This window comes from Citrobacter europaeus, assembly GCF_037482245.1.
GTDB classification, from domain to species: Bacteria; Pseudomonadota; Gammaproteobacteria; order Enterobacterales; family Enterobacteriaceae; genus Citrobacter; species Citrobacter europaeus.
The window spans coordinates 806,403-831,269 of record NZ_CP148084.1 but is presented as its reverse complement, the minus strand read 5'-3'; the positions used below and the strand labels follow the sequence as shown (position 1 = coordinate 831,269).

At 51.9% G+C, this 24,867-nt stretch carries 26 protein-coding genes and 2 pseudogenes; 15 read left to right on the top strand and 13 right to left on the bottom strand.

What is annotated here, in order from left to right:
* Positions 1–14 precede the first annotated feature (14 nt).
* The 5 genes from glpX to tkt form a co-directional block, all read right to left on the bottom strand.
* A complete protein-coding gene (gene glpX / locus WHR59_RS03955; protein ID WP_087052025.1) occupies positions 15–986 on the bottom strand; it encodes a class II fructose-bisphosphatase in 972 nt (323 codons plus the stop codon).
* On the bottom strand, positions 983–2,260 hold the full coding sequence (locus WHR59_RS03950) for a zinc-binding dehydrogenase (RefSeq protein WP_172862388.1): 1,278 nt from the start codon (positions 2,258–2,260) through the stop codon (positions 983–985). The genes glpX and WHR59_RS03950 overlap by 4 nt, the downstream gene beginning before the upstream one ends.
* Before the next feature lie 25 nt (positions 2,261–2,285).
* Positions 2,286–3,665, bottom strand: coding sequence for a PTS mannitol transporter subunit IICB (locus WHR59_RS03945; protein WP_047408864.1), 1,380 nt, complete (start codon positions 3,663–3,665; stop codon positions 2,286–2,288).
* A 27-nt stretch (positions 3,666–3,692) separates the two neighbouring features.
* Positions 3,693–4,136 (bottom strand): PTS mannitol transporter subunit IIA, encoded by a 444-nt coding sequence (gene cmtB / locus WHR59_RS03940; RefSeq protein ID WP_043017536.1) that lies wholly within the window; start codon positions 4,134–4,136, stop codon positions 3,693–3,695.
* A 315-nt stretch (positions 4,137–4,451) separates the two neighbouring features.
* On the bottom strand, positions 4,452–6,443 hold the full coding sequence (gene tkt, locus WHR59_RS03935; protein WP_043017537.1) for a transketolase: 1,992 nt from the start codon (positions 6,441–6,443) through the stop codon (positions 4,452–4,454).
* 279 nt (positions 6,444–6,722) lie between these two features.
* Between tkt and WHR59_RS03930 the strand changes: the two genes are divergently transcribed.
* Positions 6,723–7,481: a M48 family metallopeptidase gene (locus WHR59_RS03930; RefSeq protein ID WP_043017538.1), complete on the top strand. Its 759-nt coding sequence runs from the start codon at positions 6,723–6,725 to the stop codon at positions 7,479–7,481.
* A 186-nt stretch (positions 7,482–7,667) separates the two neighbouring features.
* On the opposite strand, the gene speB is transcribed toward WHR59_RS03930, so the two are convergent.
* The 4 genes from speB to WHR59_RS24455 all read right to left on the bottom strand — a co-directional run bounded on the left by speB (position 7,668) and on the right by WHR59_RS24455 (position 11,133).
* Entirely contained in the window at positions 7,668–8,588 is a 921-nt protein-coding gene (gene speB / locus WHR59_RS03925) for an agmatinase (protein ID WP_005123314.1), read from the bottom strand.
* 142 nt (positions 8,589–8,730) lie between these two features.
* Complete coding sequence (gene speA / locus WHR59_RS03920) at positions 8,731–10,707, bottom strand: biosynthetic arginine decarboxylase (RefSeq protein WP_072033361.1); 1,977 nt, start codon at positions 10,705–10,707, stop codon at positions 8,731–8,733.
* Between the two features lie 8 nt (positions 10,708–10,715).
* Positions 10,716–10,847, bottom strand: a complete 132-nt coding sequence (gene yqgB, locus WHR59_RS03915) for an acid stress response protein YqgB (RefSeq protein WP_049041971.1) — start codon at positions 10,845–10,847, stop codon at positions 10,716–10,718.
* A gap of 91 nt (positions 10,848–10,938) precedes the next feature.
* On the bottom strand, positions 10,939–11,133 hold the full coding sequence (locus WHR59_RS24455) for a hypothetical protein (protein WP_072033362.1): 195 nt from the start codon (positions 11,131–11,133) through the stop codon (positions 10,939–10,941).
* Positions 11,134–11,745: 612 nt separating this feature from the next.
* On the opposite strand from WHR59_RS24455, the gene metK reads away from it, so the two are divergent.
* From metK to ruvX, 8 genes are all read left to right on the top strand, one after another.
* Entirely contained in the window at positions 11,746–12,900 is a 1,155-nt protein-coding gene (gene metK / locus WHR59_RS03905) for a methionine adenosyltransferase (protein ID WP_003027071.1), read from the top strand.
* A 400-nt stretch (positions 12,901–13,300) separates the two neighbouring features.
* Entirely contained in the window at positions 13,301–14,695 is a 1,395-nt protein-coding gene (gene galP / locus WHR59_RS03900; protein ID WP_003027074.1) for a galactose/proton symporter, read from the top strand.
* 78 nt (positions 14,696–14,773) lie between these two features.
* Positions 14,774–15,271, top strand: coding sequence for a SprT family zinc-dependent metalloprotease (locus WHR59_RS03895; protein ID WP_338843611.1), 498 nt, complete (start codon positions 14,774–14,776; stop codon positions 15,269–15,271).
* Positions 15,272–15,365: 94 nt separating this feature from the next.
* Positions 15,366–16,073 carry a deoxyribonuclease I gene (gene endA / locus WHR59_RS03890; RefSeq protein ID WP_338843609.1) on the top strand — a complete coding sequence of 236 codons (708 nt, stop codon included), beginning with the start codon at positions 15,366–15,368 and terminating at the stop codon, positions 16,071–16,073.
* Between the two features lie 74 nt (positions 16,074–16,147).
* Positions 16,148–16,879: a 16S rRNA (uracil(1498)-N(3))-methyltransferase gene (rsmE, locus tag WHR59_RS03885; protein ID WP_016154393.1), complete on the top strand. Its 732-nt coding sequence runs from the start codon at positions 16,148–16,150 to the stop codon at positions 16,877–16,879.
* Between the two features lie 19 nt (positions 16,880–16,898).
* Entirely contained in the window at positions 16,899–17,846 is a 948-nt protein-coding gene (gene gshB / locus WHR59_RS03880) for a glutathione synthase (RefSeq protein ID WP_043017542.1), read from the top strand.
* A gap of 176 nt (positions 17,847–18,022) precedes the next feature.
* A complete protein-coding gene (locus WHR59_RS03875) occupies positions 18,023–18,586 on the top strand; it encodes a YqgE/AlgH family protein (protein ID WP_003027086.1) in 564 nt (187 codons plus the stop codon).
* Positions 18,586–19,002: a Holliday junction resolvase RuvX gene (ruvX, locus tag WHR59_RS03870; protein WP_008785771.1), complete on the top strand. Its 417-nt coding sequence runs from the start codon at positions 18,586–18,588 to the stop codon at positions 19,000–19,002. Before WHR59_RS03875 ends, ruvX begins: the two co-directional genes overlap by 1 nt.
* Here the strand turns inward: ruvX and WHR59_RS03865 are convergent.
* A complete protein-coding gene (locus WHR59_RS03865) occupies positions 18,999–19,979 on the bottom strand; it encodes a type IV pilus twitching motility protein PilT (RefSeq protein WP_172862391.1) in 981 nt (326 codons plus the stop codon). The two genes, ruvX and WHR59_RS03865, sit on opposite strands and share 4 nt — an antisense overlap.
* 17 nt (positions 19,980–19,996) lie before the next feature.
* On the opposite strand from WHR59_RS03865, the pseudogene WHR59_RS03860 reads away from it, so the two are divergent.
* Positions 19,997–20,167: pseudogene (locus tag WHR59_RS03860) on the top strand (YggS family pyridoxal phosphate enzyme); the annotation flags it as partial.
* Positions 20,168–20,172: 5 nt separating this feature from the next.
* On the opposite strand, the gene WHR59_RS03855 reads toward WHR59_RS03860, so the two are convergent.
* From WHR59_RS03855 to WHR59_RS03845, 3 genes and pseudogenes are all read right to left on the bottom strand, one after another.
* Complete coding sequence (locus tag WHR59_RS03855; protein ID WP_087052018.1) at positions 20,173–20,592, bottom strand: DUF3828 domain-containing protein; 420 nt, start codon at positions 20,590–20,592, stop codon at positions 20,173–20,175.
* Positions 20,592–20,951, bottom strand: coding sequence for a hypothetical protein (locus tag WHR59_RS03850; RefSeq protein WP_087052017.1), 360 nt, complete (start codon positions 20,949–20,951; stop codon positions 20,592–20,594). Before WHR59_RS03850 ends, WHR59_RS03855 begins: the two co-directional genes overlap by 1 nt.
* 351 nt (positions 20,952–21,302) lie before the next feature.
* Positions 21,303–21,428: pseudogene (locus tag WHR59_RS03845) on the bottom strand (type IV pili twitching motility protein PilT); the annotation flags it as partial.
* Between the two features lie 17 nt (positions 21,429–21,445).
* Between WHR59_RS03845 and WHR59_RS03840 the strand changes: the two are divergent.
* From WHR59_RS03840 to hemW, 5 genes are read left to right on the top strand one after another with little or no spacing between them, the layout of a single operon-like run.
* Entirely contained in the window at positions 21,446–22,150 is a 705-nt protein-coding gene (locus tag WHR59_RS03840; protein WP_075145648.1) for a YggS family pyridoxal phosphate-dependent enzyme, read from the top strand.
* An 18-nt stretch (positions 22,151–22,168) separates the two neighbouring features.
* Complete coding sequence (locus WHR59_RS03835) at positions 22,169–22,735, top strand: YggT family protein (protein WP_087051206.1); 567 nt, start codon at positions 22,169–22,171, stop codon at positions 22,733–22,735.
* Entirely contained in the window at positions 22,732–23,022 is a 291-nt protein-coding gene (yggU, locus tag WHR59_RS03830) for a DUF167 family protein YggU (RefSeq protein WP_005123286.1), read from the top strand. The genes WHR59_RS03835 and yggU overlap by 4 nt, the downstream gene beginning before the upstream one ends.
* Before the next feature lie 7 nt (positions 23,023–23,029).
* On the top strand, positions 23,030–23,623 hold the full coding sequence (locus WHR59_RS03825) for an XTP/dITP diphosphatase (RefSeq protein WP_047408837.1): 594 nt from the start codon (positions 23,030–23,032) through the stop codon (positions 23,621–23,623).
* On the top strand, positions 23,616–24,752 hold the full coding sequence (gene hemW, locus WHR59_RS03820; protein WP_172862392.1) for a radical SAM family heme chaperone HemW: 1,137 nt from the start codon (positions 23,616–23,618) through the stop codon (positions 24,750–24,752). The genes WHR59_RS03825 and hemW overlap by 8 nt, the downstream gene beginning before the upstream one ends.
* The last annotated feature ends 115 nt before the right edge of the window (positions 24,753–24,867 follow it).

Below are 24,867 nucleotides of genomic sequence, written 5' to 3'. Positions count from 1 at the left end.
AGTTATCCGATAAATCACCATGAATGCAGAGAGTCTATTATATTACACGTTCGATCCGCGCCACCGATCAGTAAAGTTTGTGTGCGCACACCATTTGCAACCTGTTGGATCCCTTTAACAAGATCGCCGCCTGTTACCCCCGTCGCGCTGAAAAGGATCTTATTTCCCCCTACCAGTTCGTCAAGCGCATAGATACGGTTGATTTCAACGCCCATCTCCGCGCAGCGCTGACGTTCCTGTGCTGCAATCAGGCGATGATCTGCGCTATCTCCTTTCGCTTCGCAAAAATCAATCAGCTCAGCCTGCATATCTCCCCCCAGCGCTTTAACCGCACAGGCCGAAATAACCCCTTCAGGCGCCCCGCCAATGGTATACATCAGATCATAAGGATTCTCCTGCATACAGGCCAATACGCTGGCGGCCACATCGCCATCGGGCAGAGCAAAGACTTTGACGCCAAGCCGCGTCGCCTCGGCAATCGCTGATTGAAGACGCGGTTTATCCAGCGTCACCATCCGCAGTCGATCCAGCGGTTTGCCCAACGCCTCAGCCACATTACGCAGATTGTCTGCCAACGGCAGCGCCAGATTAATCGCCCCTTTTGCAAAGCGATTAACAACCAGTTTTTTCATGTACATATCAGGAGCGTGTAACAGTGAACCTCGAGGTGCAAACGCCATGACGGCCAGCGCATTGCTTTGACCCATCGCCACCATTCGGGTTCCTTCAATAGGATCGACGGCGATATCTACCTCAGGTCCGGTATCGGTTCCCACTTCCTCGCCAATCCACAGCATCGGGGCTTGATCAATCTCCCCTTCGCCAATGACGATTCGTCCACGGATGGCAATACTGTTCAATGCTTCACGCATTGCCGTCACCGCCAGACCATCAATCTTGTTTTTATCGCCGCACCCGGTTTGCGGCCAGGCTGCCAGCGCAGCCTGTTCCGTGATACGAAATAGCGGCCATGCCAGCGACATCATATCGCCGCCTCCCCGATATCAACGCCAAAGTGTGCTAAAAGGTATTTTTCTGCTTTTTCATTCCAGATACCGTGCGTCTCCTCCACCAGCAGCGCCAGTTCTTTGAATAATGGGTCCGTTTTCCCTTTCTCCGCAAAATCAGCAATGGCGGTCAGTGGCATGGTAACGCCGTTGTATATCAGCTTTTTACCGCCGGGGATCGCAGGTAAGTTCAATACGGTGTGCGGAACCGCATCAAGGCCGCCAATGTGCGTCACCATAAACGACGGTTGCAGTTGGCCAGTTGCACTGAGCGCAATAGCCTCTTTCATATCATCCGTGGAACCGCCGGACGTTCCGACAACGTGAGTACTGTTGTAGTGCACGTTATAAAAGTTAAACGGCACTTTGAAGTTACTGTCCGTAGGGCCGGCAAAGAAATTCAGGCAGCCATCTTCCGCAAGTAAATCATCAGCCATTTCAATGACGGCTGGCACTGCCGCATACACAAAGACATCATCAAAACCTGTGTCATTGGTAAGAGCACGCAGCATCGCGGTCGGAGAATCCATGCCTGTAGTATTCACATAGATAAGCTCAATCCCCTTTTCTGCCGCTAACTCAACCGGCAACAGTTTTTTAGCCTGCGCCAGTCGCGCTTCGTCAATGTCGACCACCACCACACGTGACGGCTGAATGCTGCCGTTAATGGCATAATCTATAGCGCCAATCCCCATCGGCCCGGCGCAGGCCAGAAGCGCAATACTTCCCCCCGGCTTAATCCCCATACGGTGCTCATAAACGTAAGGCGTGGTGTGAAAATTCGCGTTATAAGCGCCAATAATGCAGCACATCGGCTCCGCCAGGGATGCTGCGGCAAAATAAGAACCGTGGTACGGTAAAACACAACCCAGATTAATCGCCACCTCCGGGATAATCATATATGTCGCATTACCGCCAAAATATTCGTAGCTGTATCCCGCTGAATAACCGCTTGGCAATCCCATCGCGGGTTGCAAAACAAAACGCTGGCCTTTCTTATATTTATCCGTCAGGTTTTTTCCAACCTCAACGATGATACCTGCACATTCATGCCCGGTAATAACCGGATGGTTTTCCAGGTCATCTGGTACGCGTTTATGATCGCTCCCTAATGCCGCCGCTTTCCAGGTAGATAAACAAACGCTATCGGATATTACGCTTACTAACAATTCATTATCTGTAATTGCAGGCAGCTCAAACTCGCGGATACGAATATCCTGCTTGCCATAAATGGCAGCAACTTTCGTTTTCATATTCACTCCATAAAATAGAATAAGGCTAGTTCGCCGTAATGCGTTTAAATAAATCGTCTAACAGTGGGTCACCAATATAGTTCTTAATCAGCACTAATGGCTTTTCGCTTACACGTTTAACACGACCTTCAAGACTGGCATGGGTGACAATAATATCGGCATCTTGTGGAACATTTTCGATGGCATAATGTGTCACGTTAATATTCAATCCCGCTTTCTCCAGACGTTTACGAAACGTGGTTGCCCCCATCGCGCTGGAACCCATTCCCGCATCACAGACAAAAGCAACGCGTTTAATATTTTTATAAGAGAATTTACCTTCCTGCTTCATCGCCTTGACGGCTCTGGCTGACTCAGCAAAGTCATCCTCACTTTCCGTTTCGACGCTCTTTTCCATTTTCAGGATTACAGAGGTAATAACAAAAGTCACTATTGTACCCGCAGTGACTCCTGCTATGGTCGCGAGGAAAGAACCTTTGGGCGTTAATGCCAGATAGGCGAATATTGATCCAGGGCTCGGACCCGCAACTAACCCACCGTCCAGCAGGTGGAATACCCACGTCCCGGTCATTCCCCCGGCAATCATCGCAATCAGGGTCAGAGGCTTCATCAGCACATACGGGAAATACAGTTCATGAATACCGCCGAGAAAGTGGATAATCATGGCGCCTGGCGCAGACTTTTTACTCATCCCTTTGCCAAAGATTGCAAAGCCAAGTAACAGACCTAACCCTGGACCTGGGTTAGATGCCACCATGAAGAAAATCGATTTTCCCGTTTCTGAAGCTTGTTGCATTCCCAGCGGATAATATACGCCCTGATCGATAGCATTATTCAGAAAAAGGATTTTCGCCGGTTCATTGATTACGGATAGCAACGGCAGATAACCCGCATGAACCAACGCTTCAATACATTCCTTCACAAAATTATTAGCAATGAGGACCGCCGGGCCAATGACTTCGAACCCCAGCAGGCATAACAGCATTCCCGCAATACCAAGAGAGAAGTTATTGATAACCATCTCGAAACCTGCAGGAATGCGTTTTTCCAGCAGACGATCGATATGCTTAATCACCCAGCCACCAAGCGGTCCCATCACCATCGCGCCAAGGAACATCGGGATATCCGCGCCGACGATAACGCCAATAGAACCAATGCCCCCCATTACTGCGCCACGTTTCCCGCCTACCAGATGTCCCCCTGTGGAGCCAATCATGACGGGCAGTAAATAGGTAATCATCGGACCGACAATTTTGGCGAAATGCTCGTTCGGCATCCAACCGGTAGGAATAAACAATGCGGTTATAAAACCCCAGGCAATAAACGCGCCGATGTTGGGAATGACCATGGCAGTCAAAAACCCACCAAAAGCCTGGACTTTGGCACGAGCAGACTTGTTTTCCATAATAATGTCCTGAAAGGAAACTGTGAATTATGCGTGGGCGATAATATCCGCCAGTTGTTTTTCTGATTTAGCTGATAACAAAGCGGTTAGCGCTTCCTCTTCACATAACAATTCACTTAAAGCCTGAATAGCACCAATATGTGAATCAGCATTTGCTGCCGATAGTCCGATTAATAATCTGATACCTTCATCATCTTCGGCAAATTTTACTTCCTGTTTGAGAAGCGTTAATGACATTCCGGTCTTTAATGCACCACACTCTGGGCGAGCGTGTGGCATGGCAACGCCAGGGGCTAAAATATAATAAGGTCCATTGTTAACCGTTGAATCTTTAATGGCCTGAATATAATCTGAATTGACATAATGATTGGCGAGTAAGGATGACATAGAAAAGTCAATTGCCTCCTGCCAGTTCTTTGCTGAATTTTTTATTGAGATAGATGATTCTGGAAAGTAATCAATCAGCCGCATACATTTTCCTTATTTTATTTTTAGGGTACGAGTTAGCGTTAAAAATAAAATACGCGCACGGCAAAATGAAATCAATCGAGGAGAAAAATACAGACAGCGCAGAATGTTTTTTGATGAGGCCTTTAAAAACAGATGGTTAAGGAGTTAAAAATAAAAAGCAATGCTAGTTATGTGACATCACCAGCAAATACCAAACAAGGATAAATATCACATTTGTGACGCAGATCTACAATGAAAGGTTGCGCAGGGATAAATAAACATCAACTGATTAAAAAACGGGCCGCCTGAGCGACCCGTTTTTACCTGTAATCGAAATTACAGCAGTTCTTTTGCTTTCGCGACGACGTTGTCGACGGTGAAGCCAAACTCTTCGAACAGCAGCTCTGCCGGAGCAGACTCACCAAAGGTGGTCATACCGACGATAGCGCCGTTCAGGCCCACATATTTGAACCAGTAGTCAGCGATACCAGCTTCCACTGCAACGCGAGCGGAAACCGCTTTCGGCAGTACGGACTCGCGGTAAGCGGCATCCTGCTTGTCGAACGCGTCGGTAGACGGCATGGAAACCACGCGCGCTTTAACGCCTTCAGCCGTCAGTTTGTCCCATGCGGCCACAGCCAGCTCAACTTCAGAACCGGTAGCAATGAAGATCAGTTCCGGCTGACCGGCGCAATCTTTCAGCACGTAACCACCGCGAGCGATGTTCGCCAGCTGCTCTTCGGTACGTTCCTGCTGTGCCAGGTTCTGACGGGAGAGGATCAGCGCGGTCGGGCCGTCCTGACGCTCTACGCCGTATTTCCATGCCACGGCAGATTCAACCTGGTCACACGGACGCCATGTGCTCATGTTCGGCGTCACGCGCAGAGAAGCAACCTGCTCTACCGGCTGGTGTGTCGGGCCATCTTCGCCCAGACCGATTGAGTCGTGGGTATAGACCATCACCTGACGCTGTTTCATCAGCGCAGCCATACGCACCGCGTTACGGGCATATTCTACGAACATCAGGAAGGTAGAGGTGTATGGCAGGAAACCACCGTGCAGCGCGATACCGTTAGCGATAGCGGTCATACCGAATTCACGCACACCGTAATGGATGTAGTTACCAGCGGTATCTTCGTTGATCGCTTTAGAACCCGACCACAGAGTCAGGTTAGAAGGTGCCAGGTCAGCAGAGCCGCCAAGGAATTCCGGCAGCAGAGGACCGAACGCTTCAATCGCGTTCTGAGACGCTTTACGACTGGCGATTTTGGATGGGTTAGCCTGCAGCTTAGCGATGAACTCGTTCGCTTTGGCGTCGAAATCAGCCGGCATTTCACCTTTCATACGGCGGGTGAATTCAGCCGCTTCCTGCGGGAAGGCTTTCGCATAAGCAGCGAACTTCTCGTTCCATGCTGCTTCTTTTGCCTGACCAGCTTCTTTCGCATCCCACTGCGCGTAGATTTCAGACGGGATTTCGAACGGCGCGTATTTCCAGCCCAGCTGTTCACGGGTCAGTGCGATTTCTGCATCGCCCAGCGGCGCACCGTGAGAGTCATGGGTACCGGCTTTGTTCGGGGAACCGAAACCGATGATGGTTTTGCACATCAGCAGGGACGGTTTGTCGGTCACAGCGCGTGCTTCTTCAACTGCGCGTTTAATCGCGTCAGCATCGTGGCCATCAACGCCGCGAACCACGTGCCAGCCGTAAGCTTCAAAACGCTTAGCAGTGTCATCAGTGAACCAGCCTTCAACGTGGCCATCGATAGAGATGCCGTTGTCATCGTAGAACGCAACCAGTTTGCCCAGCTTCAGCGTACCGGCCAGGGAACATACCTCGTGAGAGATACCTTCCATCATGCAGCCGTCGCCCATGAAAGCGTAGGTGAAGTGGTCAACGATGTCGTGACCTGGACGGTTAAACTGCGCCGCCAGCGTTTTTTCAGCGATAGCCATACCCACTGCATTCGCAATGCCCTGACCCAGAGGACCGGTCGTGGTTTCAACACCCGCGGTGTAACCCACTTCCGGGTGACCCGGAGTTTTGGAGTGCAGCTGACGGAAGTTCTGCAGCTCGGACATCGGCAGATCGTAGCCGGTGAGGTGCAGCAGGCTGTAAATCAGCATGGAGCCGTGACCGTTAGACAGCACGAAGCGGTCACGGTCAGCCCAGGACGGGTTAGTCGGGTTGTGGTTCAGGAAATCACGCCACAGGACTTCGGCAATGTCAGCCATACCCATCGGGGCACCCGGGTGACCGGATTTGGCTTTCTGTACTGCGTCCATGCTCAGCGCACGAATAGCATTGGCAAGCTCTTTACGTGAGGACATTTTGACTCCAGATCGGATAATGAAGGCCACGCCCTAAACGACTTGACGACAGCGCGTTTTGGGCTACGCCGGAAAAAAGTGCCAACAATGTAACCCAAGCCGCGTGTCATGTACATGGAGCATCCTTTTACCGCTTCAGAAATCTCTGGATCGTGCGCGCAAGTTGCGCAATCTTCTCGCCCGCTTATTGTTCTTTTCTTTATACTTAGGCCGGGCGTCGGTTCACCTGCAAACGACGCATTTTTTAGAATAATCCTGACTTTGTGCGGAAGAGAAAAAATGAAAATTCGCGCTTTACTGCTTGCTACGAGCATGGCGGCGGCATTGACCGGCTGCCAGAACATGGACTCTAACGGACTGCTTTCTTCTGGCGCAGAGGCTTTTCAGGCCTACAGCCTGAGCGATGCGCAGGTAAAAGCGCTGAGCGATCAGGCCTGTAAGGATATGGACAGCAAAGCTACCATCGCCCCGGCTGGAAGCGAGTACGCAACGCGATTGGGTAAAATCGCCGCCGCGCTTGGCGATAACATTAACGGCCAGCCGGTGAACTACAAAGTCTATATGGCGAAAGATGTGAATGCTTTTGCCATGGCGAACGGCTGTATCCGCGTGTACAGCGGCTTGATGGATATGATGACCGACAACGAAGTTGAAGCGGTGATCGGCCATGAAATGGGCCACGTTGCGCTGGGCCACGTGAAAAAAGGCATGCAGGTTGCGCTGGGTACAAACGCCGTACGTGCAGCGGCGGCGTCAGCTGGCGGCATTGTCGGCAGCCTGTCACAGTCGCAATTGGGCGATCTTGGCGAGAAACTGGTGAACTCGCAGTTCTCCCAGCGTCAGGAATCCGAGGCGGATGATTACTCGTATGATTTGTTGCGCAAACGAGGGATCAGTCCGGCAGGCTTAGCCACCAGCTTTGAGAAACTGGCAAAACTGGAAGCGGGACGTCAAAGCTCAATGTTTGACGATCACCCGGCTTCCGCAGAACGTGCGCAACATATTCGCGATCGCATGAGCGCAGACGGAATTAAGTAATCTTCAAACAGTGCCGGATGGCGGCGTGAATGCCTTATCCGGCCTACAGATTTCATCCCATTATCGGACGTAATTGGCGAAGTCAGTTTGGGCCCGGCCAGCGCACAGCCACCGGAGCGTACACGTAGTACGTGAGGGTGGCGAGCACTGCCCGGACCCAAAATGACGAGTAAAATAGTCCGACTATTATTCGCCTTTCTTCGCCGCCTGAATATACAGCATTTCCAGTGCTAACGTAGCCGCCGCCAGCGCGGTGATCTCCGACTGATCGTAGGCCGGAGCCACTTCAACGACGTCCATCCCGACGATGTTCAGATCTTTCAGACCACGCACCAGCTTAATCGCGCGGTCAGACGTCAGACCGCCGATGACCGGCGTACCGGTACCCGGAGCAAACGCCGGATCCAGGCAGTCGATATCAAAGGTCAGGTAGACCGGCATATCACCAACAATCTGCTTAACCTGCGCAATGATGTCATCTACGCCGCGATCGTTCACCTGGCACGCGTCAAGCACGGTAAAACCGTTATCTTTGTCGAACTCGGTACGGATACCAATCTGCACTGAGTGATTCGGATCGATCAGACCTTCGTTCGGCGCAGTGTAGAACATGGTGCCGTGGTCGAATTCACAGCCGTTAGCGTAGGTGTCGGTGTGGGCATCAAAGTGTACCAGCGCCATTTTACCAAAGTGCTTAGCGTGTGCGCGCAGCAGCGGCAGCGTGACGAAGTGGTCGCCGCCAAAGGAGAGCATGCGCTTACCAGCAGAAAGCAGCTTTTCAGCGTGCGCCTGCAGTTTTTCACTCATTTCACGCGCATCGCCGAACGCATAAACCAAATCGCCGCAGTCCACCACGTTCAGACGCTCGCGCATATCGAAGTTCCACGGGAAGCGGTTGTGCTCCCACGCCAGGTTAGTGGAAACCTGACGGATCGCAGCCGGACCATGACGACCGCCCGCGCGGCCAGACGTTGCCATATCAAACGGTACGCCGGTGATCACCCAGTCGGCGTCGCTGTCGTACGGCATGAAGTTCATCGGCAGACGCAAAAAACCAAAGGCGTTAGAAACCAGGGAGTTGTCGTATTGATGACCTAAGGTGCTCATGTACTGACCTCTTTAAAAATCGATGAAAAAAAATCCCCTCCGCGTCGTTAAGCCCGACGAGGAAGGGATTGATTTACGTGACTACTTGTATTGCCGAATTATCGCCGTTAATTTGTACGGATTCAAGCGAACCCGCACAGCTTTACTCGTCTTCCAGATAGGTGTATCCGTACAGACCCGCTTCAAATTCTTCGAGGAACTGTTGCTGTAGCTCGGTATCCAGATCGGTGTTTTTCACCTGGTCACGGAACTGCGTCAGCAGGGTGTTTGGATCCAACTGCACGTACTGCAGCATATCCGCCACGGTATCTCCTTCGTCAGACAGCTCAACTTCTACGCTGCCGTCAGGGAAGACGAACACGTCAACCGCTTCGGTATCACCGAACAGATTGTGCATGTTGCCAAGGATCTCCTGATACGCCCCTACCATAAAGAAGCCCAGCATCGGCGGGTTCTCCGGGTCGTATTCCGGCATCGGCATGGTGGTCGCAATGCCATCACCATCAACGTAGTGGTCGATAGCGCCATCAGAGTCACAGGTGATATCCAACAGCACCGCTCGACGCTCTGGCGCCTGGTTCAGTCCTTCCAGCGGCATTACCGGGAACAGCTGATCGATCCCCCACGCATCCGGCATCGACTGGAACAGGGAGAAGTTGACGTAGATCTTATCCGCCATACGCTCCTGCAGCTCGTCGATAATCGGTCGGTGCGCACGGTTGCTTGGGTCGAGTTGTTTTTGTACATCGTGACACATGTTCAGATAGAGCTGCTCTGCCCACGCGCGTTCCTGCAGGCTAAAGGTGCCTGAAGAGTAGCCAACGTGAATATCGTGCAGATCCATCTGGCTGTCGTGCAGCCATTCACGCAGCGAACGACGGGTTCCCGGCTCGTGCATCTCTTGCCAGGTTTCCCACATGCTTTGCAGGGCACGCGGCGCATCGTCAGCCGGGGGCGTTGCTTCGGTGTGTTCGCTACGCTCAACGCCGATAATGTTAGACACCAGCACGGTATGGTGCGCGGTAACCGCACGACCGGATTCGGTGATAACGGTTGGGTGCGGCAGGCCGTGCTCTTCGCAGGCATCGCCAATGGCCCAGATAATGTTGTTCGCGTATTCGTTGAGGCCGTAGTTTACGGAACAGTCGGACTGCGAACGGGTGCCTTCGTAATCCACGCCCAGACCACCGCCGACATCGAAGCACTGGATGTTCACGCCAAGCTTGTGCAGTTCAACGTAGAAACGGGCGGATTCACGCACACCGGTGGCGATATCGCGAATATTCGCCATCTGGGAGCCGAGATGGAAGTGCAGCAACTGAATGCTGTCCAGACGGCCGCGCTCGCGCAGAATTTCTACCAGTTGCAGCACCTGGTTTGCCGCCAGGCCGAATTTCGATTTTTCACCGCCGGAGGACTGCCATTTACCGGAGCCCTGCGACGCCAGACGCGCACGCACGCCCAGACGCGGAACAACATTCAGGCGTTCAGCTTCATCCAGCACGATAGCGATTTCAGACATCTTCTCGATGACCAGATAGACCTTATGGCCCATTTTCTCGCCAATCAGCGCCAGACGGATGTATTCGCGGTCTTTATAACCGTTACACACGATCACGCTACGAGTCATTCCGGCGTGGGCCAGAACGGCCATCAGTTCAGCTTTAGAACCCGCTTCCAGTCCCAGCGGTTCGCCGGAGTGGATCAGCGATTCAATCACGCGGCGGTGCTGGTTGACCTTGATCGGGTAAACGAGGAAATAGTCACCGTTGTAGCCGTAAGATTCACGGGCGCGTTTAAAGGCGGCGTTAATCGAACGCAGACGGTGTTGCAGGATCTGCGGGAAGCAGAACAATGCAGGCAGACGCTGGCCCTGTGCTTCACGGGCTTTCACCAGCTCAGCAAGGTCAACGCGCGCTTCGGGTACGTCCGGATCCGGGCACACGCTGATGTGGCCCAGTTCATTGACGTCATAGTAGTTATTACCCCACCAGGCAATATTGTAAGTACGCAGCATCTTGCTGGCTTCCTGGGAACTCATTGCAACCTCCTGCATGGAGCGTAGTACACCGTGTTCGCCTGCTGACGAAGGCGAACCCAAAGAAATGTCGTCAGACATAGCGAACCTCAAATTTTATTAACAAGTGTAAAACAGTTGACTACTATCGCAATCCGAAGACGCGATAACAACCCAAATACAGGCAGAATTTCCAGCAGATAGTGCTGACGCTCCGACTGTGCGACCGGTTTCTTTTTCATATCAATGTAAACACGTAACCGAACTTAATGCTGACGGTTCGGCGAAACCACGAGAAAACTCTTGTTTACCAAGAGCGCCCTTGTTCAGTTCTTAGTGACCGTTACCGGCTCTTGAGTCCTGAGATACGCCGAGATGGGTACACACTTCATCCTTCATGCAGCCTCGACCAGCATGAATGATTTTGTGTATATAACATCGACAGGTATGCAAAGCAGAGATGCAGATTGCGGGGGACATATGTACACCAGAACGGTGCGACAGATTCAGCAGAATACAACGGTTCATTATCTCGTATCACCTCCACGGTTGCTCCTTACGGAACGAACCCACAAGCCAAAGCTAAAGTTTTAACCCGGCTGGAAGTGGCAACACGATGAAAACGTCGTGTGCTTTTGTCTATCCTAAATAATTCGAGTTGTGGGAAGGCGGCAACGCATAGAGTCCCCGGGAGCTTACATGAGTAAGTGACTGGGGCTAGCGAGACAAATCCGTCAGGAACGGATTTGAACGCTGTCCACAGCGCCCATAGGGCGAGCCCCAGGAACGGGGCGAGTATTGCCAACGCACATGCAACTTGAAGTATGACGGATATGAGCCGCGCGCCGCGTTTTATACCGACAACAGTACGAAAATGCAAAAGATAAATATGCACATTGCCAGCACCGTCAGGAAAAATTTCCAGTTTCATTTTCAGTACAATGCGACCTCAATCAAAAAAAGCTGGAAATCAGGCGAAGAACTGTCCTAAAATAGCCGTCCAGATGTTAATCCATCTATACCGATTAACACTCAGACTGCCAGTGTTCGTCATCTGCAGACTCATGGTAGAATCTTCTACACATGGCTATTCCACTCGACAGTTTGAGCTAACCAAATTCTCCTTAGGTGAAATTAAATATGGCAAAACACCTTTTTACGTCCGAGTCCGTATCAGAAGGGCATCCTGACAAAATCGCTGACCAAATCTCTGATGCTGTGCTGGATGCAATCCTGGAGCAGGATCCGAAAGCACGCGTTGCCTGCGAAACCTACGTCAAAACCGGCATGGTTTTAGTTGGCGGTGAGATCACCACCAGCGCATGGGTTGATATCGAAGAGATCACCCGTAACACAGTTCGCGAAATTGGCTATGTGCATTCCGACATGGGTTTTGACGCCAACTCTTGTGCGGTACTCAGCGCGATTGGTAAACAGTCTCCGGACATCAACCAGGGTGTTGACCGTGCCGATCCGCTGGAACAGGGCGCAGGCGACCAGGGTCTGATGTTTGGTTATGCAACCAACGAAACCGACGTGCTAATGCCTGCCCCAATAACCTATGCTCACCGTCTGGTGCAGCGTCAGGCTGAAGTGCGTAAAAACGGCACCTTATCCTGGCTGCGTCCGGATGCAAAAAGCCAGGTCACCTTCCAGTATGATGACGGCAAAATCGTCGGTATCGATGCAGTTGTTCTGTCTACTCAACACTCTGAAGATATCGACCAGAAATCGCTGCAAGAAGCCGTTATGGAAGAGATCATCAAGCCGGTGCTGCCGACTGAATGGCTGACCGCTTCGACCAAATTCTTCATCAACCCAACCGGTCGTTTCGTTATCGGCGGCCCAATGGGTGATTGCGGCCTGACGGGTCGTAAAATCATTGTTGATACCTACGGCGGTATGGCACGTCACGGTGGCGGCGCATTCTCTGGTAAGGATCCGTCTAAAGTTGACCGTTCCGCAGCCTATGCAGCCCGCTATGTAGCGAAAAACATCGTTGCCGCAGGCCTGGCTGACCGCTGCGAGATTCAGGTTTCCTACGCAATCGGCGTGGCTGAACCGACCTCTATCATGGTGGAAACGTTCGGTACTGAAAAAGTGCCTTCAGAACAGCTGACCCTGCTGGTGCGTGAGTTCTTCGACCTGCGTCCGTATGGCCTGATTCAGATGCTGGATCTGCTGCACCCGATTTACAAAGAAACCGCTGCTTACGGTCACTTTGGTCGCGAACATTTCCCTTGGGAAAAAACCGACAAAGCCGCTCTGCTGCGTGAAGCTGCCGGTCTGAAGTAATTTCCCCCACAGCTCAACGCTTATAAGACCAGCCTCGCGCTGGTCTTTTTTTATGTCCTTTTCTCTCTCCTACCTCATCGCTAAAACACCCCTGATTTCCATTGCATTAAACAACAAATGAAAGCGATTACATAGCTCAGTATTTCTACCTACCTTGACTTAACACCCCTTTGCTACTAAAGCTGCATCACCGTTACATTATATTTCAGCATTGTCTTAAAATCAGGCAACCAACCTTTCCAGCTCTAAATAAATAATGTTAACTTTCAAATAATTAATCAATAATCCGTATGAATGCCAGTGTAACCGATTACACTAATGTGATGTGATTCGCATTTTTTTACCCCGTACTCACCTACCCTTAACATCAACAAAACTAGCTACCCAACCGGAGGGCATCATGCCTGACAATAAAAAAACGGGGCGTTCCAACAAAGCTATGACATTTTTTGTCTGCTTCCTGGCAGCCCTGGCTGGATTACTTTTTGGTCTGGATATCGGTGTTATTGCCGGTGCTTTACCTTTCATCACCGACGAGTTTCAAATTACCCCGCACACTCAGGAATGGGTGGTAAGTTCCATGATGTTTGGTGCGGCAGTGGGCGCCGTCGGCAGCGGCTGGCTCTCCTTCAAGCTGGGTCGTAAAAAGAGTCTGATGATCGGCGCAATTCTGTTTGTTGCCGGTTCTCTGTTCTCCGCCGCAGCGCCAAACGTTGAAGTGCTGCTGGTTTCCCGCGTCCTGCTCGGCCTGGCTGTAGGCGTTGCGTCTTATACCGCGCCGCTGTACCTGTCTGAAATTGCCCCGGAAAAAATTCGCGGCAGCATGATCTCTATGTATCAGTTGATGATTACCATCGGTATTTTAGGTGCGTATCTTTCCGATACAGCGTTTAGCTACAGCGGCGCATGGCGCTGGATGCTGGGTGTGATCATCATCCCTGCCTTGCTGTTGCTGGTTGGCGTCATCTTCCTGCCGGACAGCCCGCGTTGGTTTGCTGCTAAACGCCGCTTTGTCGATGCCGAACGCGTACTGTTGCGTCTGCGTGACACCAGTGCTGAAGCTAAACGTGAGCTGGATGAAATTCGTGAAAGCCTGCAGGTGAAGCAGAGCGGATGGGCGCTGTTTAAAGAGAACAGCAACTTCCGCCGCGCAGTGTTCCTTGGCGTGCTGTTACAGGTGATGCAGCAGTTCACCGGGATGAACGTCATTATGTATTACGCGCCAAAAATCTTTGAACTGGCGGGTTATACCAACACCACCGAGCAGATGTGGGGAACGGTTATCGTTGGCCTGACCAACGTGCTGGCAACCTTTATCGCCATTGGCCTGGTTGACCGTTGGGGCCGTAAGCCTACGCTGATCCTCGGCTTTATCGTCATGGCCGTCGGTATGGGCGTGCTGGGTACAATGATGCACGTGGGGATTCACTCGGCTGCCGCACAATACTTCGCAGTGCTGATGCTGCTGATGTTTATCGTTGGCTTTGCGATGAGCGCCGGTCCGCTGATTTGGGTACTGTGCTCTGAAATCCAGCCGCTGAAAGGTCGCGATTTCGGCATCACCTGCTCTACCGCAACCAACTGGATTGCCAACATGATCGTCGGCGCAACCTTCCTGACGATGCTGAACTCGCTGGGCAGCGCCAACACCTTCTGGGTCTACGGTGGCCTGAACGTACTGTTCATCTTCCTGACTCTGTGGCTGATCCCTGAAACTAAAAACGTCTCTCTGGAACACATTGAACGTAACCTGATGAAAGGTCGTAAACTGCGCGAAATTGGCGCACACGATTAATCACGAAAGGCTTTCTCCCCCAGCGGGAGGAAGCCTACCTCTTGCAGTCCCTTCCCTATCGCACTATCCTCTGCCGTTATGAAAACCTCCCGTCTCCCTATCGCCATCCAGCAAGCCGTTATGCGCAGCCTGCGGGAAAAACTCTCCCAGGCCAATCTCAAGCTGGAACGCCAATACCCGGAGCCAAAGCTGGTTTACCAACAGCGCGGAACCGCCGCGGGTACCGCGTGGCTACAAACCTATGAAATTCGCCTTAACCCCGTCCTGCTGATGGAGAACGTCGACGCGTTCGTTAACGAAGTGGTGCCCCACGAACTGGCGCATTTACTGGTGTGGAAGCACTTTGGCCGCGTGTCGCCGCACGGGAAAGAGTGGAAATGGATGATGGAGAGCGTGCTGGGCGTACCAGCCCGGCGTACGCATCAATTTGAACTGCAATCGGTGCAGCGTAAGACCTTTACTTACCGCTGTAAGTGTCAGGAACACCAACTGACCGTTCGTCGACATAACCGTGTTGTACGTGGTGAGGCCACCTACCGCTGCGTTCACTGTGGCGAACCGCTGGTTGCGGAATAATCTTCAGAATTATCAGGAACTTTTCTGATCTAACTGATTGCATACAGGAATAACTTTCGCTACGTTGCGGACTCGTTTTGACACGGAGTTCGTGATGTACCGTAATCTTTCTTTTGCTGCGGCCCTGTTAGCCGCAGCGTTTTCAGGTCCGGTTTTAGCCGAAGGCATCAACAGCTTTTCTCAGGCAAAAGCGGCAGGCGTCAAAGTTAACGCCGATGCGCCGGGCGATTTCTATTGTGGCTGTAAAATTAACTGGCAAGGCAAAAAAGGGGGCGTTGACCTCGAATCATGTGGCTATAAAGTACGAAAAAATGAAAACCGCGCCAGCCGAATTGAATGGGAGCACGTTGTCCCCGCCTGGCAATTTGGTCATCAGCGCCAGTGCTGGCAGGATGGAGGGCGCAAAAACTGCGCCAAAGATCCGGTCTATCGCAAAATGGAAAGCGATATGCATAACCTGCAGCCTGCGGTCGGTGAAGTAAATGGCGATCGTGCAAACTTTATGTACAGCCAGTGGAACGGTGGCGAAGGTCAGTATGGGCAATGCACTATGAAGGTTGATTTCAAAGAGAAAGTTGCCGAACCACCAGCCCGCGCCCGCGGCGCCATCGCACGCACCTATTTTTACATGCGTGACCAGTACGACCTGACGCTCTCTCGCCAGCAAACCCAGCTTTTTAATGCCTGGAATAAGCAATATCCGGTCACCGACTGGGAGTGTGAGCGCGACGAACGCATCGCGAAGGTACAGGGTAACCATAACCCATATGTGCAACGCGCTTGCCAGGCGCAAAAGAGCTAACCTACACTAGCGTCAATATTTTTAACCATGCCCTGGCCTTTCGTAGCCCAGGGCTAAGACGCGGATGTTAAACTATGCGCATTCCTCGCATTTATCACCCTGAGCCACTCACTTCCGGCAGCCAAATATCACTGTGTGAAGATGCAGCCAACCATATTGGCCGCGTGCTGCGTATGGGACCGGGCCAGGCGCTACAGCTGTTTGATGGCAGCAATCAGGTATTCGACGCTGAAATCACCCACGCCAGTAAAAAAAGCGTGGATGTGAAGGTGCTTAACGCCGAACTCGACGATCGTGAATCGCCGTTGCACATCCACCTGGGTCAGGTGATGTCGCGCGGAGAAAAAATGGAATTTACTATCCAGAAATCGATCGAACTGGGTGTAAGCCTCATTACGCCACTTTTTTCTGAGCGCTGCGGCGTTAAACTGGACAGCGAACGCCTGAACAAGAAGCTCCAGCAGTGGCAGAAAATCGCTATTGCCGCCTGCGAACAGTGCGGTCGTAACCGGGTGCCTGAAATTCGCCCGGCAATGGATTTGGAAGCGTGGTGCGCGGAACAGGACGAAGGTCTGAAACTGAACCTGCATCCGCGCGCCAGCGCCAGCATCAATACGCTGCCGCTGCCGGTGGAACGCATCCGCTTGCTGATTGGCCCGGAAGGCGGGTTGTCGGCTGATGAAATTGCCATGACCGCACGCTATCAGTTTACTGATATTCTGTTAGGACCTCGCGTTCTGCGTACTGAGACAACTGCGCTCACCGCCATTACCGCGTTACAAGTGCGTTTTGGCGATCTGGGCTAAGGCATAAACGGAGAAGAACATGATTAAGCTCGGCATCGTGATGGATCCCATCGCAAGCATCAACATCAAGAAAGATTCCAGCTTCGCTATGCTGCTGGAAGCGCAACGTCGCGGTTACGAAATTCATTATATGGAGATGGCCGATCTTTATCTGGAAAACGGTGAAGCCCGCGCCCGCACGCGTACCCTGAGCGTAGAGCAGAACTACGACAAGTGGTATGAGTTTAAGAGCGAGCAGGATCTCCCGCTGGCAGACCTGGACGTCATTCTGATGCGTAAGGATCCGCCGTTTGATACCGAGTTCATCTACGCGACCTATATTCTGGAACGTGCAGAAGAGAAAGGAACGCTAATCGTCAACAAGCCGCAGAGCCTGCGCGATTGCAACGAAAAGCTGTTCACCGCATGGTTTGCCGACCTGACGCCGGAAACGCTGGTCACGCGTAACAAAGCGCAGTTGAAAGCCTTCTGGCAAAAACACAGCGACATCATTCTCAAACCGCTGGACGGCATGGGCGGCGCATCTATTTTCCGCGTGAAGGAAGGCGATCCGAACCTCGGCGTGATTGCTGAAACGCTGACCGAGCACGGTACCCGCTACTGCATGGCGCAGAACTATCTGCCAGCAATTAAAGATGGCGATAAACGCGTGCTGGTGGTCGATGGCGAACCCGTTCCGTACTGCCTGGCGCGTATTCCACAGGGCGGTGAAACCCGTGGCAACCTGGCCGCCGGTGGCCGTGGCGAGCCGCGTCCATTAACCGACAGCGACTGGGAAATCGCACGCCGCATTGGGCCAACGCTGAAAGCGAAAGGTTTGATTTTTGTCGGTCTGGATATCATTGGCGATCGCCTGACAGAAATTAACGTCACCAGCCCCACCTGTATTCGTGAAATTGAAGCGGAGTTCCCGGTTTCGATTACCGGTATGCTGATGGATGCCATTGAAGCGCGTTTGCAGAAATAGATACGTTGCCGGATAGCGACGCCATCGCGTCTTATTCGGCCTGGAATTACACCCCGTAGGCCGGATTAGGCGAAGCCGCCATCCGGCAAAGCTATCTTCAGAGGGTGACATCTTCGAGCTTTGCCCACATACTGGGCTCTGTTGCTTTTTTGAACCAGGAAACAGAACCTCTGACAATGAATTTACAGCATCACTTTCTGATTGCCATGCCTGCTCTCCAGGATCCGATTTTCCGCCGTTCCGTGGTGTACATCTGTGAACATAATGAGAACGGAGCAATGGGGATTATCGTTAATAAGCCTCTGGAAAACTTACAGATTGAAGGAATTCTGGAAAAGCTGAAGATAACGCCAGAAGAACGCGATCCGGCCATTCGTCTGGATAAACCGGTGATGCTCGGCGGACCGCTGGCGGAAGACCGTGGGTTTATTCTGCATACCCCGCCGTCACGCTTTGCATCCAGTATCCGCATCTCAGATAACACCATCATCACCACCTCCCGCGATGTATTAGAAACTCTGGGTACGCAGGAGCAACCGTCCGAGGTGCTGGTTGCGCTGGGTTATTCATCATGGGAAAAAGGTCAACTGGAGCAAGAGCTACTGGATAACGCCTGGCTCACGGCCCCCGCAGACCTCAACATCTTATTCAAAACGCCGATTGCCGACCGCTGGCGCGATGCGGCGAAGCTTATCGGGATTGATATTCAGACCATGCCTGGCGTGGCGGGACATGCCTGATGAGCGGAACATTACTCTCTTTTGATTTTGGTACAAAAAGTATCGGCGTCGCGGTTGGCCAACGCATTACCGGTACGGCAAGACCCTTGCCCGCCATCAAAGCGCAGGACGGTACGCCGGACTGGAGTTTGATTGAACGTCTGCTCAAAGAGTGGCAGCCGGACGAAATTATCGTAGGTCTGCCGCTCAACATGGATGGCACCGAACAACCCCTTACTGCGCGCGCGCGCAAGTTCGCTAACCGCATTCACGGTCGCTTTGGCGTTACCGTAACGCTGCACGATGAACGCTTGAGCACCGTCGAAGCCCGCTCTGGCCTGTTTGAGCAAGGCGGATACCGGGCGTTGAATAAAGGCAAAGTAGACTCCGCTTCTGCCGTGGTCATCCTCGAAAGCTATTTCGAGCAGGGCTACTAAAGCCGCCCCTGCGCCTGTCGCTGCTGCAGACTTTGTGCAAACGTCTGCATGCCTGTCTGCTGCCCGGTTTGAATTACGCCGGGTAGCTGATGCGTTTTCCCTTCACGAATCAAATTGCCCACGGCGGGCGTGTTGACGAGCAGCTCGAATAGCGCCACGCGTCCTCCCAGCTTATCTTCCTCCAGCTTTTGCGAAAGCACTGCCCGCAGGCTGTCTGCCAGTTGATTACGCACCGGATCCTTCTCCTGCGCGGGAAAGGTATCCACCAGCCGTGCGATAGCCTGCGCAGCCCCTCGCGTATGTAACGTTGCCAGCACCAGGTGCCCGGTTTCCGCTGCCGTTAATGCCAGACGAATGGTTTCCACGTCGCGCAGTTCGCCCAGCAAAATGACGTCGGGATCTTCACGCAGCGCGCCGCGCAAGCCAGCGGCAAAAGAAGCACAGTGAACGCCCACCTCCCGTTGTTGAATAAGACAGCGCTGGCTGGAGTAGCGATATTCAATCGGGTCTTCCAGCGTCAGAATATGCCCCGCAATATGCTGATTAAGGTACTCCACCATCGCTGCCAGGGTCGTTGATTTACCGCTGCCGGTGGCTCCCGTGACCAGAATCAATCCATGTTCACTGTGCAGCAGTTCAGGTATGGCCTCGGGAGTCTGGAGATCGTCTAAACGTGGACAATCAAGCGGGAGCAATCTTAGCGCCAGCGACGTACCCTGTTGATGAACAAAAGCGCTGGCGCGCAGACGTCGGGAATCTGCCAGCGCAATAGCAAAATCAATCTGCCCCTGTTTCCGCCACTGTACCTGTTGTTGCTCGCTGAGCCAGCACATCAGCAGATTCTCCACGTCAGGCGGAGTAAATGGCGCGATTTCGACTTTTCCACGTATGCGCCAACGCGCAGGCCATGCATTGCACAGGTGTAGATCCGACACGTTATGCTTTACACTAAGGGCCACTATTTCTTCCATATTCATATGAACATCCTCGGAAAATGAACGATATCGCGCATAACCTGGCACATGTCCGGGACAAAATCTCAGCCGCCGCGACGCGTTGCGGGCGGTCTTCAGAAGAAGTTATGTTGCTTGCATTCAGCAAAACCAAACCTGCGAGCGCCATCGAAGAAGCCATCGTCGCAGGATTATTTTCAATTGGTGAAAACAACGACTAATGGCGAGTAGCGACACTCTTGATTTTCCATACACCTTTTTCTTCTACCATGCAGTCAATAACTTTTTGAGATGACTCACCCGTTCCAAATGTCAAATAGACATTGGTACAAATAGGATCAGTTATAATTAGATCAATACTAATATGATTACTCCAGTCTTCATCTGCAACATCCTGAACTTTTAGGAAATAATCCTCTTCAAGATTATCGCTTATATATGCCTGCTTTAATTTATTCAATGTATCGATAATAACATAAGGTTCTAATGCCGTCGGATTATCTGCAACTGGGATGATATTATGAGTAACCAGCTTGATATACCAGGTATTGAACTTTAATGCCTGAGTACCAGCAGGTATTATTCCTGCCATAGCAAACGATGAGACTAGAAAAGTAAATAATATTAATCGCTTCATCAGTTATGCCTATAGATTTTATATGAAGGCTGACTTTTACGATAACCCGGTCCGGGATACACGCCATGTTCCTGTTTAAAATCCGACCACCAGTAATGCCCATCAAAAATCGCCATGTGCCCTGCTGTATTTCCTCCAGTATATGGTTGAATTATAGCAACATCACCTTTAATAGGATCGCCATATACTTCACGAAAACCAGCTAATACTAAATATTTCCCCATATTTTTAGCATTATCATGATGCAAGGATACGCCGCCATGTTCGATAGCTGCTGTTACTGCCCTGGCACAATAACCAGTAGCGTGCGCATGAGCATTGTGCCTAACAAAATTTATAGCGGCTTCTTTATTCCACATTTGTAACACCTCATTTATAGACGAAGAGTATGAAATATCACAAAGCGAACCATCACCTTGAACATTAAATGCTTCAAATTCTATTCATTGACATCACAAATACCCCCACAATTTATATTTGCAATGTATATTATCGCTTGATAACAAATGAAGCTATAATATTCACCTTACCAATCATCTAATATTTTTGTTTTATTATAAACAAACCTCATAAATAATTTTATAACTGCAGGATATTCACACTACAGCAAACTGGAGCTGAATAAAATGAAATGAAAATTCTGTCAGTTAAATCTGTTTACGTCCTCCTACAGACTCACATTTTATACTCAGCCTATCTGCAGCCTCACCAGGCATAGTAAATGGCGCGATTTCGACTTTTCCACGTATGCGCCAACGCGCAGGCCATGCATTGCACAGGTGTAGATCCGACACGTTATGCTTTACACTAAGGGCCACTATTTCTTCCATATTCATATGAACATCCTCGGAAAATGAACGATATCGCGCATAACCTGGCACATGTCCGGGACAAAATCTCAGCCGCCGCGACGCGTTGCGGGCGGTCTTCAGAAGAAGTTATGTTGCTTGCAGTTAGCAAAACCAAACCTGCGAGCGCCATCGAAGAAGCCATTACCGCAGGGCAGCGTGCCTTCGGTGAAAACTATGTGCAGGAAGGGGTGGATAAAATCCGCTACTTCCAGGAAAAAGGGGTTAACGATCTGCAGTGGCACTTTATTGGCCCACTGCAGTCCAACAAAAGTCGTCTGGTCGCGGAACATTTTGACTGGTGCCATACGATCGACCGTCTGCGTATCGCTGCCCGTTTGAGCGAACAGCGCCCGGCACAACTGCCACCGCTCAATGTACTGATTCAAATTAATATCAGCGATGAGAACAGTAAGTCAGGAATTCCGCTGGCAGAGCTTGAGGCACTTGCCGCTGACGTCGCCGCACTGCCGCGCATTACCCTGCGTGGTTTGATGGCGATCCCGGCGCCAGAGTCAGATTATGTAAGGCAGTTTGAAGTTGCACAGCAAATGGCGGTAGCATTTGCCGGGTTGAAAACACGTTACCCAAGTATCGACACGCTCTCACTGGGGATGTCTGATGATATGGATGCCGCAATCGCGGCGGGTAGCACGATGGTGCGCATCGGCACTGCCATTTTTGGTGCTCGTGATTACACTAAAAAATAAGGAAAACTAAGGAACACCATGAATACGTTGACCTTCCTGCTCTCAACGGTAATTGAGCTGTATACCATGGCGCTGCTGCTGCGCGTGTGGATGCAATGGTCTCGCTGCGATTTTTACAACCCGTTCTCGCAGTTTATAGTGAAAATCACTCAACCTATTATTGGGCCGTTACGCCGCATTATTCCCCCGATGGGACCGATCGACAGCGCATCGGCATTAGTGGCGCTGATTCTCAGCTTTATCAAAGCAATCGTGCTGTTTAAGGTGGTCACGTTCCAGCCGATCATCTGGATCGCCGCCGTGCTGATTGTCCTGAAGACCATCGGATTGCTGATTTTCTGGGTACTGTTGGTGATGGCGATTATGAGCTGGGTCAGCCAGGGCCGCAGCCCGGTGGAGTACGTACTGATTCAACTGGCGGATCCGCTGCTGCGCCCAATCCGTCGCATACTTCCAGGCATGGGCGGGATCGATTTCTCCCCAATGATTCTGGTTCTGCTGCTCTATGTGATTAACATGGGTATCGCGGAAGTGTTACAGGCGACAGGCAACATGCTGCTGCCGGGGCTGTGGATGGCGCTATGAGTGCCGTTACACCCTGCGATGACGGTCTGGTTTTACGGCTCTACATTCAGCCTAAAGCCAGCCGTGACAGTATTGTGGGTTTACATGGCGACGAGCTAAAAGTCGCCATTACCGCCCCACCGGTTGATGGACAAGCCAATAGCCATCTGGTGAAGTTTCTCGGTAAACAGTTCCGTGTAGCAAAAAGCCAGGTCGTCATTGAGAAGGGCGAGCTTGGTCGTCACAAACAGGTTAAAATCATTCATCCGCAACAGATCCCGCCCGAAATTGCGGCGCTAACTGATTAGGTATCCCATGCAAAAAGTTGTCCTCGCGACCGGCAATGCCGGTAAAGTGCGTGAACTCGCCTCTCTTCTGAGTGATTTCGGTCTTGATGTTGTTGCCCAAACGGATCTGGGTGTTGATTCTGCAGAAGAGACCGGACTGACGTTTATTGAGAACGCCATTCTGAAGGCGCGTCATGCCGCGCAAATTACCGGCTTACCGGCCATTGCTGATGACTCAGGTTTGGCGGTAAATGCCCTTGGCGGCGCGCCAGGCATCTATTCAGCCCGCTACTCCGGCGAAGATGCGACCGATCGGCAGAACCTGGAAAAACTGCTTCACACCCTGCAGGATGTTCCTGATGACAAGCGTCAGGCACAATTCCATTGCGTGCTGGTGTATATGCGCCATGCAGACGATCCTACTCCTCTAGTTTGTCACGGAAGCTGGCCGGGCGTAATTACCCGCGAACCTGCCGGAAACGGTGGCTTTGGCTACGACCCCATCTTCTTTGTACCATCTGAAGGGAAAACCGCCGCCGAGCTGACCCGTGAAGAAAAAAGTGCGATTTCTCACCGCGGACAGGCGCTGAAGCTGCTGCTGGATGCCCTGCGTAATGGTTAAGCTTCCGCCGCTAAGTCTTTATATTCACATCCCGTGGTGCGTGCAGAAATGCCCGTACTGCGACTTCAACTCGCATGCGCTAAAAGGCGAAGTCCCTCATGACGACTATGTGCAGCATCTGCTGAGCGATCTGGATACTGAGGTGGCTCACGTCCAGGGACGTGAAGTAAAGACGATTTTTATCGGGGGTGGTACGCCGAGCCTGCTTTCTGGCCCGGCAATGCAAACGCTGCTCGACGGCGTACGCGCACGGCTGAATCTGGCCGCAGATGCAGAAATCACGATGGAGGCGAATCCCGGGACGGTGGAAGCCGATCGCTTTGTTGATTATCAACGCGCTGGTGTCAACCGCATCTCGATTGGCGTACAGAGCTTTAGCTCCGCCAAACTCGAGCGTCTGGGACGTATTCACGGGCCGGAAGAAGCCAAACGAGCGGCAAACCTGGCGAGCGGTCTGGGGCTACGCAGCTTTAACCTCGACCTGATGCATGGTTTACCGGATCAGACGCTGGAAGAAGCTTTGGGCGATTTACAGCAGGCCATCGCGCTCAACCCGCCGCATCTTTCCTGGTATCAGTTGACCATCGAACCCAACACGCTGTTCGGTTCCCGACCGCCGGTGTTACCGGACGATGACGCGCTGTGGGATATTTTTGAGCAAGGCCACCAGTTGCTGACCGCCGCAGGGTATCAGCAGTACGAAACCTCAGCCTATGCGAAACCAGGCTATCAGTGTCAGCACAACCTTAATTACTGGCGTTTTGGCGACTATCTCGGTATTGGCTGCGGCGCGCATGGCAAAATCACGTTCCCGGACGGACGCATCCTGCGCACCACCAAAACGCGGCACCCACGCGGATACATGCAAGGGCGTTACCTGGAAAGCCAGCGTGATGTTGCCGAAGCCGACAAGCCGTTCGAGTTCTTTATGAACCGTTTCCGGTTACTGGAAGCCGCGCCGCGTGCAGAGTTCACGCAATATACCGGGCTTACCGAAGACGTTATTCGCCGGCAGATCGATGAGGCTATCGCCCAGGGCTACCTGATTGAATGCGATGAGTACTGGCAGATCACCCAACACGGTAAGTTGTTTTTGAATTCGCTGCTGGAGCTGTTTCTGGCGGAGTAATACGGTAACGATGTAGGCCGGATAAGGCCTTGAGCCGCCATCCGACAAATTGCCTGATGGCGCTGCGCTTATCAGACCTACAGGGTTAGGGCGATAAGCGCAGCCACCTTCATCG